Consider the following 13,074-nt stretch of genomic DNA (forward strand, 5'->3'; position numbering starts at 1 on the left):
CTCGGCCGTTTGACCCCGATCGAGTTCGAGGTCATCATGAACACGCCCGCCGCACTGGCGGCTTGACTACAACCTGTCACCTACTCGTGCAGCAGACCCCAACGTTGGGCTTGTCAGGTGGTAATGGCTATCAGTTTGGCGTCGGAGGTGGTTGTAGCGCGATGGTCGGTGGAACCTTTGAGGTTGGTAGATGGTGACGAGTGGCAGCCTGTGGGAGTTCACGCCGGAAAAGGCCATCGTTCTAGCCGGGTTGGCCGCGTTCGCGTTCGCCGTGGCGTCGTACGTCATTGCCCGTCGCGCCCAGATTGCGGCTCGGGTCACGGCTTCACTTCGTATTCCTGAGTCGCGAGCAATCTCGGTGCTTGCAGTCGTGGGGGCGAGCATCTTCATTGCTTGGGGGCTGGGTCTCGTTGCGCTGCTCGTCGTAATCGTCGTGATCAATGCATAGCCGGTTGGGTGGCCCGTTCTCTCGGCGTGGTTCGAAGATCAATCTCGCTATTGGCTCTTTCATACTGCTAGTCGCAGTTGGCGGGGCGCTGTCAGGGCAATCGGCGGCATGGGCAACAGTCTTGGTTGCCTCGATCTTCGAAGTTGTGCTGATCGTGATTGCAGTATGGGCGCATCGCGGGCCTGACGACCTGTAGTTTCCGGTGGACCCGATCCTCTGACCCACCAGTGGCCATGCCGCGACCCAGCTCGCCCCCGGGTCGTGTGCACGGGGCTCTTCGCGCCACTTACCGATAACAGAACGCCGCCATTTAGCGCCAACAATCACAGTGTGTGTCGTTTGACTCGCCCGGGTATCGCGTCTCGTGCAGACTCCTCATCTGCAACCGATGGGAGACGAATCGAGTCCGATCCGCGGATTGAGTTTCGGCGGATCGGGTGCGCGAGCATCGAACCCTGGCCAGAGTCCAGATGACGTTGACGACTGATTGGTCGACCGAGTGCCTTCCCGGGGACCATCAGTCTGTTTTCCGGAGGCGACAGGTCGCGCCTCAAGTATCCGGTCCAGTCCAGTGCGGAAGGTGGGACTTGAACCCACACGCCCGAAGGCACAGGAACCTAAATCCTGCGTGTCTGCCGATTTCACCACTCCCGCGAGTGCCCGTTCAGTCTAGGCGGCGGGGCGAGGCCGTCCGGGCCGGGCGCCGTCGGGCTCTTGTCGGCGACGGCGGGCGTCCGCGAGACTGCGGGGCATGGGGGATCCGACGACTGAGGAACCGGTGCGCGGCGACATCCTGGTGATCTTCGGCATCACCGGCGACCTGGCCCGGGTGAAGACCTTCCACTCGCTGTACCGCCTCGAACGGCGCGAACGGCTCGACCTCCCGATCGTGGGCGTCGCATTCGAGGACTGGACGAAGGACCACCTGGTCCAACGTGCGCGGCAGAGCATCGAAGCCGCCGGCGAGGCGATCGACGATCCGATCTTCCGGCGCCTCGCCGATCGGCTGACGTACGTGCACGGCGACTTCGGCGACGCCGGCACGTACGACCGCGTGCGCGACGCGATCGGTCGGGCGCGGCATCCGGTGTTCTACCTCGAGACGCCGCCGAACCTCTTCGCCACGGTCGTGAAGGGCGTGGCCGGGGCGGGGATGGCGGACGATGCCCGCTTCGTCATCGAGAAGCCGTTCGGGCACGACCTCGCCTCGGCGAAGGCGCTCGCCGACGAACTGCACTCGGTCGTCGACGAGTCGCAGCTGCTGCGCGTGGACCACTACCTCGGCAAGGTCGGGCTCGAGGAGATCCCGTTCCTGCGGTTCGCGAACACGATCCTCGAGCCGGTGTGGAACCGGAACTTCGTCGACCACGTGCAGATCTCGATGACGGAGGCCTTCGGCGTCTCCGACCGCGGGCACTTCTACGACCCGGTGGGCGCGGTGCGCGACGTGGTCGTGAACCACCTGCTCCAGGTGGTCGCGGCGACCGCGATGGAGGCGCCGACCTACGGCGAGCTCGAGACGATCACGCACATGCGCACGGCGCTGCTGCGATCGATCGCGCCCGCCGACCCCGCGCGGGCGGTGCGCGGACAGTACCGGGGCTACCGCGACGTCGACGGCGTCGCGGCGGATTCGACCACGGAGACGTACGCGGCCCTCGAGCTGCGGATCGAGAACGAGCGCTGGTCGGGCGTGCCGTTCTTCATCCGGACGGGCAAGCGGCTGCACGCGACCCAGACCGAGGTGCGGGTGGTCTTCCGCGACGCGCCGTCGCTCGGGTTCGGCCTGCGGGGCGACGGCGTGCCGCCGAACGAGGTCGTCGTCCGCCTCGGCCCGGACCTCGGCGTGCGCGTGGTGCTCGCCGCGCAGCAGGTCTCGGCCACGCATCCCGAGCTCGCGGAGCTCGACGTCGGCTTCGAGGCGCCCCCCGGCGAGGAGCCGACGCCCTACGAGGTGCTGTTCGAGGCCGCCCTCTCGGGCGGGACGATGCGGTTCGCGACGCAGGAGACCATCGATGCCGAGTGGCGCGTGGTCCAGCCGCTGCTCGACGCGCCGCCCGAGCTGCACGAGTACGAGCCCGCGACGTGGGGGCCTGCGGCGGCCGACGGACTGCTCGAGGGCCGGGGCGGATGGCGCGGCCCCTGGGTCGGCTGATCCGTCGGCACGGCCCGGCCCGGACGACGGTCACGACGCCGTGCGGGCGCGAGGATGCGTCCGCGCTCAGTGGATCGGCGACACGTCGCCGGAGGCGAAGCGCTGCATGAGCTGCGCCTTCCGGCGGATCGTCTCCTCGTCGGTCGGGAGGTCCCAGATCGTGAGCTGCTCGTCGGGCGCGACCGTGACGAGGCCCGTCGAGGTGACGACCTCGATCTCGTCGTGCACGACCCCGAACAGGTCGGTCCCGGTCCGCGCACCCCACCGCACGATCGTGCCGAGCGGCGCTCCGTCCTCACGGGCGAGCACGTGGCCGACGTGCTGCGGCCCGAGGCTGCGCGCCGAGAGGTGACGCAGCGGGCGCGGTTCGGTGCCGCTCGCATTGGGCCAGCACAGCTTGCACGACCGGACGCCCGAGAGGTTCCGCGCGGCCGTGCGGGTGATCAGCGCGGGCAGCGGCATCCGGTACCCCGGGTCGGCGGCCAGCCGCCGACGATGCGGGTCGGTCCACTTCGAGCGGCGGTCGAGGTGCGCCTCGATCGACGCGCACTCCAGCCGGTGCAGCATGCCGTCGCGCGTGGCGGCGGCCCGGGTGACCGCGAACTCCGCCCCGGCGTCGAATCCGCGCCGCAGCTCGGCCGTCTCCTCGGCGACGATCCGCTCCACGAGTTCGTCCACGGCGTCGGAACGGATCGCGTCCGCCGCCGGTCCGTCGGGGGAGGGTGCTCGTTCGGGTCCGGTCATGCATTCGCTCCGTTTCTCGTCGCCCCCCACGCCGTGTCTCGAGTCCGAACGTAGCGAGGCGGTCCGGTCGGGCGCGACGCGACGCGCGGGCGTGCCGCGCCGGTGCCACCCGAATGCGGGGGTCGGCCTGCGGACCGGCGGCCGGTGCGATTGACTGGGGATGCGTCCGACGAGGCGCGGCGACGGGAGGCATCACGTGAGCGGACGATTCGGCGGCCAGGGATCCGGACGCGGCGTGCCCGACGACACGCCGACCCGCAGGCCCTCGCTCGCCGCCATCATCGGCATCGGCCTCGCAGTGCTCGCCTTCGCCCTCCCGGCGTGGTGGGCGCTCCCCGTGGCGGCCGCCGCGGTCGGCCTCGGCATCCTCGGGCGCCGGCAGTACCGGGACGACCCGGCGACCGGCCCCGGATGGCTCTCGATGACCGCGATCATCCTCGGCGCGTTCGTGCTGGTCGCGCAGGTCGTCATCCTGATCGCGGTGTTCGCCACCGCGTCGGGCTGACGACGGTGATGCGGCCGCGCGGCGTCTCCGACACGCTCGTGCCAGCCCTCATACGGGGGACAGTCTGCGGCGCACCCGCCTCGATAGGTTAACGGGAACACGCGCGGCGACGCGGACGACGGGGAGGAGGCCTCCGTGGCCCAGCTCGGCTCGATCCTCGTGATCTCCGACGACGCCGGCGCGATCGCCGACCTCAGCGGCATCCTCGAGGAGGACCGGTACACGGTCGTGACCGCGGAGGGCGACCTCGAGCACGCGCACGCCGCGCTCGCCGGCGGGCCCGACCTCATCGTCCTGGACGCCGCCCTCCACCACGCGGACGCGTTCGAGGTGGCCTCCGCGCTGCAGCGCGCCGCTGAAGCGCACGACCTGCCGCTGATCTTCATGGCCGCAGACGCCGACGTCGAGACCCGGATCCGCGGCCTCGAGGTCGGCGACGACCTGATCGGCCGGCCGTTCGACCCCCGAGAGGTGCTCGCCCGGATCGAGCGGCAGGTCACCGTGTCGAAGGTCAGGATGGCGCTGCGCGAATCCGAGGCGAAGTTCCGCTCGGTCATGGAGTCGGCGATCGACGCGATCATCTCCGCCGACTCCGAGGGGATCATCCGCAGCTGGAACAGCGCGGCCACGGCCCTGTTCGGCCACACCGAGGCCGACGCGATCGGCCAGCGGCTCGAGCTCGTGATCCCCGAACGCTTCCGCGAGCTGCATCGCACCGGCATCCACCGGGTGAGCACGGGCGGCGAGACCCACGTCATCGGCTCGACGGTCGAGCTCGCCGCCATCCGCGCGGACGGGTCCGAGTTCCCGATCGAGCTGTCGCTGGCCACCTGGTTCCTCGACGAGGACCGCTACTACACCGGCATCATCCGCGACATCAGCGAGCGCAAGCAGGCCGAGCAGAAGTTCCGCTCCGTCACCGAATCGGCGATCGACGCGATCATCTCGGCCGACCACACCGGGAAGATCGTCTCGTGGAACTCGGCGGCCACGCGCATCCTCGGTCACACCGAGGAGGAGGCGGTCGGACAGCAGCTCGAGCTCGTGATCCCGGACGAGTTCAAGGACCTGCACCGCGCCGGGATCAAGCGGTACACCGAGACGGGCGAGGCCCACGTGATCGGCACGACCGTCGAGCTCTCGGCGATCACGAAGTCGGGCGAGCAGATCCCGATCGAGCTGTCGCTGTCGACCTGGACCGTGCACGAGGACCGCTACTACACCGGCATCCTCCGTGACATCGGCGAGCGCAAGGCCGCCGAGGAGGCGCTGCGCGAGAGCGAGCAGCGGCTCCGCGAGCGCACCGACGAGCTGCGCGGCAAGAACGAGGTGCTCGAGCACACGCTCGCGCAGATCGGGCAGATGCAGGACCAGCTCGTGCTGCAGGAGAAGATGGCCTCGCTCGGCAAGCTGAGCGCCGGGATGGCGCACGAGCTGAACAACCCCGCCTCGGCCGCGCAGCGCGGTGCCGCGCAGGCGTCGGCGGTGTTCGCCAAGCTGCAGGAGGCGCAGCTCCAGCTCGGCCGGCTCGGCCTGTACGGCTCGAAGCTCGAGCACCTGCGCGAGCTCGACCGGCTGGCGGCTGCGAGGGCCGAGGAACCGGCCGAAATGGGGGTGCTCGAGCGCAGTGACCGCGAGTCCGAGGTCGAGGACTGGCTCCACGAGCACGGTGTGCCCGATCCCGGCGAGCTCGCGCCCGCGATGGTGAGCCTCGGGCTCTCGCTCGCCGACCTCGAGCGGCTCGCCGACACCTTCGAGGGCGAGCAGACGGCGGTGATCGCCGAGTGGCTCGGCCTGAAGTTCCTGATCTACACGCTGCTCGCCGAGGTCACGGTCGGCACGACCCGGATCGTCGAACTCGTGAAGGCGCTGAAGACCTACACGTACATGGACCAGATGCCGGTGCAGGACGTCGACGTGCGCCGCGGACTCGACAACACGCTCATCATCCTGCACAACAAGCTGAAGGGCGGGGTCACCGTCCTCCGCGAGTACGACGACGACCTCCCAACGATCCAGGCGTACGCGAGCGAGCTCAACCAGGTCTGGACCAACCTGATCGACAACGCGATCGACGCGATGGGCGGAGCCGGCACCCTGCTCATCCGCGTGCATCGCGACGGCGACGACGTCGAGGTCCAGGTCGAGGACGACGGGGCGGGGATCCCGCCCGAGAACCTGAAGGTGCTCTTCGATCCGTTCTTCACGACGAAGCCGGTCGGCGAGGGCACCGGGCTCGGGCTCCCGATCTCACGCAACATCATCGTGAAGAAGCACCACGGCCTGATGACCGTCGACTCGGAGCCCGGGCGCACCCGCTTCACGGTGCGGCTGCCGATCGACGCCCAGCCCGACGACGGCCACGTGGAGGGATGACTGTGGCGAAGCCCGTGATCATGACCGTCGACGACGAGCCCCAGGTGCTCAACGCGATCGCGCGCGACCTGCAGGCGCGCTACCGCGACGACTACCGCGTCGTGAAGGCGCCGTCCGGACACGAGGGGCTCGAGGCGGTGCAGCAGCTGGTCACCCGCGGAAGCACCGTGGCGCTGTTCATCGTCGACCAGCGGATGCCGGGGATGACGGGGACCGAGTTCCTCGAGCAGGCGCTGAAGCTCGTGCCCGAGGCCAAGCGCGCGCTCCTCACCGCCTACGCCGACACGAGCGCCGCGATCAAGAGCATCAACGCGCTCGACCTCGACTACTACCTCCTGAAGCCGTGGGACCCGCCGGAGGAGCGCCTCTACCCGGTCATCGACGACCTGCTCGACGACTGGCGTGCCTCGACGCCGCCGATGTACGAGGGCGTGCGCATCGCGGGAACCCTCTGGTCGCCCACGACGCATGTCGTGAAGGACTTCCTCGCCCGGAGCCAGATCCCGTACCAGTGGCTCGACATCGAGAAGAACGAGGGCGCGCGCGAACTCGTCGAGGCGTCGCACAGCGGCGTGCGGCAGCTGCCCGTGGTGTTCCTCCCGGACGGCACCATCCTGTTCAGCCCCGACCTGCACGAGCTCGCCGAGCGGCTCGGGCTGCGTGCCCCCGCGCAGCAGCCGTTCTACGACCTCGTGATCGTCGGCGCGGGGCCGGCCGGGCTCGCGGCGGCCGTCTACGGCGCCTCCGAGGGGCTGCGCACCGCGGTCGTCGAACGCGAGGTGCCCGGCGGTCAGGCGGGCACGAGCTCGCGGATCGAGAACTACCTCGGCTTCCCGAACGGCATCAGCGGCGCCGATCTCGCGCGACGGGCGGTGACGCAGGCCCGACGGCTCGGCGCGGAGATCCTCAGCCCGCAGTCGGTCACCGGCATCCGGCTGGAGGACTCGTACAAGATCGTCACCCTCGACGACGGGAGCGAGCTGCGCTGCCGTGCTCTGGTGCTCGCAACCGGGGTGTCGGCGCGCACGCTCGGCGTGCCGGGCGAGGAGCGGCTGCTCGGGGCATCCGTCTACTACGGCGCCGCGGCGTCCGAGGCGGTCGCGTACGCGGGCAGCCGGGTCGCCGTCGTCGGCGGCGCGAACTCCGCAGGGCAGGGCGCCATGTTCCTCTCGCGGTACGCGGCGGAGGTCACGATCCTGGTGCGCGGCGACGGGCTCGAGTCGTCGATGTCGCGCTACCTCATCGACCAGATCGAGGCCGCGCCGAACATCACGGTGCAACCCCACCGGCGGGTCGTGGCGCTCTCCGGTGAGGACCACCTCGAGTCGATCACGGTGGCCGACATGGCCACTGGCGGCGAGGAGGAGCTGCCGGCCGACGCGATGTTCGTGTTCATCGGGGCGGTGCCCGGCACCGAGCTCGTGCGCGACCTCGTCGAGCTCGACGACCACGGGTTCGTGCTGACCGGCCAGGACCTCATGCAGGACGGCCGCCGCCCGCGCGGCTGGATGCCCAAGCGCGACCCGTTCCCGCAGGAGGCGAGCGTGCCCGGGATCTTCGCCGCCGGCGACGTGCGGCACGACGTCATGCGACGCGTCGCCTCGGCGGTGGGGCAGGGATCGGTCGCGGTGAGCCTCGTGCACAAGTACCTCGAGACGGTCTGACCCGGGACGGCCGCGCACCGGTCCTCGCCGCCGTCCCGCCCGCGGTCCATGATGGGCTCATGGCGGAGGACGGGCTCGGCGCCGCGGCCGACGCGCTCTACGCGCTCGTGCCCGAGGAGTTCACGGCGGCGCGCAACGCCCGCGTCGCCGACGCGCGGGGTCGGGGCGACCGGGTGCTCGCGACTGCGATCGCCGCGCTGCGCCGACCGTCGCCATCGGCGTGGATCGTGAACCGGCTGGCGCGCGACGAGCCCGAACGCGTCGGCGACCTCGTCGGCCTCGGCGGGGAGCTCGCCGAGGCCCAGGCCGCCGGCGACGGCCGCACCCTGACGGCGCTCGCGGCCGAGCGGCGCGAGCTGCTCGGCGACCTGCTGCGCCTCGCCGCCGGCGTCGCGGACGCCGCCGACCGGGCCCCGTCGCGAGCCGTGATCGACGAGGTCGAGCAGACGCTCGTCGCGGCCAGCGTCTCGTCGGACGCCGGGGCGGCCGTCGCCAGTGGTCGGCTGGTCCGCGCCTTGCGCGCCGTCGGCGTCGAGGTCGACCTGGCGGGGGCGGTCGCCGGCGGCGAGCCGGGTCCGCCGCGCCGGCTCGGGCGTCGGCGCGCCGCGACGCGAGCGGGGGCCGCGGATGGGGCGACCGGGGCGACGGCGCCGGGCGGTCTCGCGCCGGGGGAGGCTGCCGACGGGTCGGGAGACGCCGCGCGGCGCGAGCGAGCACGGCGCTCGGACGCACTCGATCGGGCTCGCGACCGCGTGGAGGGCGACGAGCGGGCGCTCGCCGAGGCATCCGCGCGCCACGGATCCGCCCTCGAGCGCGTGCAGGCGCTCGAGCGGGAGCGTGACGAGCTCGACGGGCGCATGGCGGAGATCCGCGCCGAACTGCGTCCCGCGGAACGCGAGGTGCGCTCGGCGACGCGGGCCCTCGAGGCTGCCCGGGTCGAGGCCGACCGGTCGCGCGCCGCACTGCGTGCCGCGGAGGCGGTCGACGCGAGCGACGTGCGCGAGCGCTGATCGAGGATCCGTGGCTGCGAAAATGGCCCCCATTCGGGGGATGGAGCCGGGCGCCGTCAGTCGCCATCGTGGGCGGTAGGTGCGTCGGGGGAGCGCCCAACGGCGGGCGTCCGGGTCGCGCACCGGGATGGACTCCGCGATGTCTCGTTCCTCGATCCGCCGCCTCGCCGTCATCGGCCTCTCGACGGCCCTCGCCCTCGGTGCCTCGCTCACCGCGGCGGGCGCGCATGCCGAGCCGCCGCCCGGCGAGGTCGTCGATCCCGACGCCGTGTCGATCGTCACGCTCACGATGGCCGACGGCGACCTGCTCGGAGCGGTCGTGAGCGGCGGGTTCGACCTCGATCACGACGTCTCGCGCAGCGCCGACGGGTTCACCGTGACGGGCATCGTCTCGAACGCCGAGATCGCCGAGCTCGAGGCGATGGGCGTCGACGTCGCGGTCGAGGCGACCGAGGCCGAGATCGAGGCGACGCGCGAGGCGCGGATGGCCGAGCGCGACGCCGCCATCGAGGCCGCCGAGGCCGCTGAGGCCGATGCCGGGCTCCTGACGACCGACGAGGTCGTCATCGCGCGGGCCGACTACTTCACGTCGACCGGCGACACCGAGTTCCTCTCCGTGGAGGCCAAGTCGAGCCTCGAGGACGCCGCCGACCTCACGGTCGAATGGGATGCGGGGCCGGGCACCGCCATCGGCGACGGCGGGAGCGCGCAGCTCGACGCCTTCGTCGACGCAGGCGTCTACCTCTACCACCGCCTCCAGGTCGAGCTGAACAACTCGGCGGCCCTCACGATCACGAGCGGCGCGGCGGCCGGCCGGTACACAGCCGTGCCATCCGCCTTCGGTGCACCGGTCGACGAGACCGGCATCGCCGGTGCGGTCGAACTCGTCGACGACGGCAGCGGCTCGCCGACGCTCGGGTGCGGCCCGCTCGTCGGATTCACGCCCGGGAACATCGCCCTCGTCGACCGCGGGTCCTGCGCCTTCACGGTGAAGGTCGCGAACGCCCAGGCCGCCGGCGCGGTCGCCGTGGTCGTCGCGAACAACAACGGGAGCGCCCCGTTCACCATGACCGGCAGCGACCCGTCGATCACCATCCCGTCCGCCATGATCTCGCTGGACGACGGCGCGATCATCCGGACCGGCCTGCCCGCATCGAGCACGCTCGCCGTGCTTCCCGCCCTGCCCCCGCCCACGCAGGTGCGGGTCACGAGCTCCGAAGGCGGTTCCGCCGAGGCCGAGGTGACCGAGTGGCTCGCTGACACCGAGCCGGGCAGCGCTCCCGCCGCCCCGCCGGGACGCGGCTACGAGTCCGGGTTCCTCGACCACTATCCCGACGCGCACGAGCTCATGGAGATCATCGAGCAGATGCACGCCGAGTTCCCCGAGCTGACGGACGTCATCGACCTGCCGTACGAGACGAACGGATACCGCCGTGCGGCGATGCACCTCTCGGGGGGCGCAGCCTCGCAGCGCGTCGTGCTGACCTCGCTGGCGTGGGGGCACGAGGGCGGCAACGACCTCACGATCGAGTACGCCGATCCCGGCCAGGCGAACTCGCCGCTGAGCGTGTCGGTCACGGGCGACGCCATCCTGGTGTCGCTGGCGACGAACGCGTCGGGGGTCCTCACCTCGACCGCGGTCCAGGTCGTCGCGGCGATCAACGCCAGCAGCGCAGCGTCCCTGCTCGTGGAGGCGAGCACCTACCGCGGCAACGCCGGCGGCGGCTTCGTCGTCGCGGCCGGGCCCGAGTCGCTCGCCGATGGGCTCGGCGCGCCCGAGACCACCCCGCGCGAGCCGTTCCAGGTCAAGGCCCTTCGCATCGGCAAGCACCGCGACGGGTCGAAGACCGGCGTGCTCACCTATTCGCAGGAGCACGCGCGCGAGTGGCAGACGCCGCTGGTGAACATCGAGACGGCGTACCGGATGCTGCAGAACTACCAGACGGATGCCGCGACGCGTCGCCTCGTCGACAACCTCGACATCTTCATCGTGCCCACGGTGAACCCCGACGGGGCGCTGTACAGCTACTACGACTCCGCCTTCCAGCGGAAGAACATGACCAACTACTGCGGGGCGGGCGACGCGAACGACTTCAACGCCCGCAACCAGTGGGGCGTCGACAACAACCGCAACCAGACGGTGGGGTCGATCTTCGACGGGTACGACGGCGCGTCGACCTCGTGCACCTCGGCGGTGTTCGCCGGGCCGTTCGAGCAGTCGGAGCCGGAGACGCGGAACCTCGACTGGGTCGCGAGCGAGTTCGACAACATCAAGTTCGCCATGAACATCCACAGCTCGGGCAACTACTTCATGTGGTCGCCGGGCGCGTACATCGCCGACGGGCGGGTCACGCTGCCGCGCCCGAGCTTCGGGACCGAGCAGTACTTCTACGCGTCGTCCGAGCGCATCCTCGGGGCGATCAAGGAGTGGCGCGGGCTCAGCGTGACGCCCGCCCGCACCGGGCCGATCGCCGACGTGCTCTACTCGGCCGCCGGGAACTCGGGCGACCAGCTCTGGTACGCGCACGACATCTACGCCTGGAACTTCGAGGTCGGCACCTCGTTCCAGCCGGAGTGGAGCGAGGCGTACGAGCAGATGATGGAGTTCTCGAACGGCGTCGTCGAGCTGTACCAGGTCGCGAAGGACTGGACGGACGACCGGACCAAGCCGCGGTCGTGGCTCGTACAGCCCGGGACGAGCCCGTACGCCGGGCCGGTCATGGTCGGCTTCGACGCGAGCGAGCCGGTCACCATCCACTACACCCTCGACGGATCGAACCCGACGTACTCCTCGCCGGTGTACGAGTCGGCCGGCATCCGCGAGGGTGGCGAGGCGATCCTCATCGACTCGACGACGACCATCAAGTGGTTCGCCGTCGACGAGTCGGGCAACATCGAGCGCAACTACAAGCCCGGTCGCGGCGGCGCGAACCAGGAGCGCATCGGCATCGCCACGCAGTGACCCGGGCGACCTCCCCGCCGCGACGCTCGCGTCGCGACGGGGAGGTCGCGCGTGATCGAACCGTGATCCGCGCTTCCTAGGGTGGACGGATGTCCCAGACCTCCTGGCAGAAGCTCGTCGAGTGGCCCCTGTTCGGTGCCGCGATCCTGTTCCTCGTGGCGTTCTCGTGGGAGGTGATCGCCGACCTGCAGGGCCCGGACGCCCTGCTCGCCGAGGCGGTCATCTGGGGGACCTGGGCGCTCTTCGCCGTGGACTACATCGTGAACCTCGCGCTCGCGGACGACCGCCGGCGCTGGTTCGTGCGGCACCTGCTCGACCTGGCCGTCGTGGTGCTGCCGATGCTCCGACCGCTGCGGATCCTGCGCGTCGCGACGATCGTCGTCGTGCTCGGCCGCACGGCCGGTGCGATGCTGCGCGGCAAGGTGATCCTCTACGCCGCCGGGGCCTCGGCGATGCTGGTGTACGTCGCCGCCCTCGCGGTTCTCGACGCCGAGCGGGGGAACGGCGGATCGATCCAGACGTTCGGCGAGGGCCTGTGGTGGGCGTTCGTGACGATCACGACGGTCGGCTACGGCGACTACTTCCCCGTGACCCCGACCGGGCAGCTGGTCGCCGTCGGCGTGATGGTCGGCGGCATCGCGCTCATCGGTGTCGTGACGGGCACGCTCGCATCGTGGATCGTCGAGCGCGTGAGCGAGAACGCCGAAGCCGACCAGGTCGCCACGAAGGCCCACGTCGACCAGCTGACCGCCGAGATCCGGGAACTGCGCGAGGAGTTGCGGCAGCGCGCCTGACTGCGCGCCGCCCGTGGCGCGGATGTGAGTTCGCTGGGAAGCCCCACGGTTTTGCTAGACAGCCTCTATAGTCCGAACTTGGAAGCATTCTGTCGATCGGATCGAAGGGGAACCGAGAAGATGAAGAAGGCACTGATCACGCTCGTCGTCGCTGCAGGACTGGTCGGAGCGGTGGGGGCCGCCCCGGCGACGGCCCTGCCCGACGCGGTCTGCAATTCGGGCATCGCCCACGCCGGCCACATGACGCCGGCCAACGGCCACCTCGGGAAGTTCGCCGAGGCCTGCCACGGCTGACCAGACGCGCTGACCACGACGCCCCCGCACCAAGCCCACGGACGGGGGCGTCGTCCTGTGCGCGGGAACGGGCCGGCTGCGGAAATGCCGACGTTCGCCGTCGCCGCAGGGGCGACCGCCGG

General features: G+C 70.9%; 10 protein-coding genes and 1 tRNA gene. 9 read left to right on the forward strand and 2 right to left on the reverse strand.

Annotation, left to right across the window (positions count from 1 at the left end; all coding sequences use genetic code 11):
• The first annotated feature begins 190 nt into the window (after positions 1 to 190).
• Positions 191 to 448, forward strand: a complete 258-nt coding sequence (locus ABME01_RS12675) for a hypothetical protein (RefSeq protein WP_353828787.1) — start codon at positions 191 to 193, stop codon at positions 446 to 448.
• A 572-nt stretch (positions 449 to 1,020) separates the two neighbouring features.
• On the opposite strand, the gene ABME01_RS12680 is transcribed toward ABME01_RS12675, so the two are convergent.
• Positions 1,021 to 1,102 (reverse strand) — tRNA-Leu (locus tag ABME01_RS12680).
• 97 nt (positions 1,103 to 1,199) lie between these two features.
• On the opposite strand from ABME01_RS12680, the gene zwf reads away from it, so the two are divergent.
• Positions 1,200 to 2,603 (forward strand): glucose-6-phosphate dehydrogenase, encoded by a 1,404-nt coding sequence (gene zwf, locus ABME01_RS12685; RefSeq protein ID WP_353828788.1) that lies wholly within the window; start codon positions 1,200 to 1,202, stop codon positions 2,601 to 2,603.
• Between the two features lie 66 nt (positions 2,604 to 2,669).
• Here the strand turns inward: zwf and ABME01_RS12690 are convergent, their stop codons facing one another.
• Complete coding sequence (locus ABME01_RS12690) at positions 2,670 to 3,347, reverse strand: hypothetical protein (RefSeq protein ID WP_353828789.1); 678 nt, start codon at positions 3,345 to 3,347, stop codon at positions 2,670 to 2,672.
• A gap of 196 nt (positions 3,348 to 3,543) precedes the next feature.
• Between ABME01_RS12690 and ABME01_RS12695 the strand changes: the two genes are divergently transcribed.
• From ABME01_RS12695 to ABME01_RS12725, 7 genes are all read left to right on the forward strand, one after another.
• Positions 3,544 to 3,852, forward strand: a complete 309-nt coding sequence (locus ABME01_RS12695; RefSeq protein ID WP_353828790.1) for a hypothetical protein — start codon at positions 3,544 to 3,546, stop codon at positions 3,850 to 3,852.
• Between the two features lie 135 nt (positions 3,853 to 3,987).
• Positions 3,988 to 6,228: a PAS domain S-box protein gene (locus ABME01_RS12700; protein ID WP_353828791.1), complete on the forward strand. Its 2,241-nt coding sequence runs from the start codon at positions 3,988 to 3,990 to the stop codon at positions 6,226 to 6,228.
• Positions 6,225 to 7,892: an FAD-dependent oxidoreductase gene (locus tag ABME01_RS12705; protein WP_353828792.1), complete on the forward strand. Its 1,668-nt coding sequence runs from the start codon at positions 6,225 to 6,227 to the stop codon at positions 7,890 to 7,892. The genes ABME01_RS12700 and ABME01_RS12705 overlap by 4 nt, the downstream gene beginning before the upstream one ends.
• A 59-nt stretch (positions 7,893 to 7,951) precedes the next feature.
• Positions 7,952 to 8,902, forward strand: a complete 951-nt coding sequence (locus ABME01_RS12710; RefSeq protein WP_353828793.1) for a hypothetical protein — start codon at positions 7,952 to 7,954, stop codon at positions 8,900 to 8,902.
• A gap of 139 nt (positions 8,903 to 9,041) precedes the next feature.
• Positions 9,042 to 11,864, forward strand: coding sequence for a M14 family metallopeptidase (locus tag ABME01_RS12715; protein WP_353828794.1), 2,823 nt, complete (start codon positions 9,042 to 9,044; stop codon positions 11,862 to 11,864).
• 89 nt (positions 11,865 to 11,953) lie between these two features.
• Complete coding sequence (locus ABME01_RS12720; RefSeq protein ID WP_353828795.1) at positions 11,954 to 12,658, forward strand: potassium channel family protein; 705 nt, start codon at positions 11,954 to 11,956, stop codon at positions 12,656 to 12,658.
• A gap of 120 nt (positions 12,659 to 12,778) precedes the next feature.
• Positions 12,779 to 12,952 carry a hypothetical protein gene (locus ABME01_RS12725; protein WP_353828796.1) on the forward strand — a complete coding sequence of 58 codons (174 nt, stop codon included), beginning with the start codon at positions 12,779 to 12,781 and terminating at the stop codon, positions 12,950 to 12,952.
• The last annotated feature ends 122 nt before the right edge of the window (positions 12,953 to 13,074 follow it).

This window comes from Agromyces litoreus, from assembly GCF_040496015.1.
Lineage (GTDB): Bacteria > Actinomycetota > Actinomycetes > Actinomycetales > Microbacteriaceae > Agromyces > Agromyces litoreus.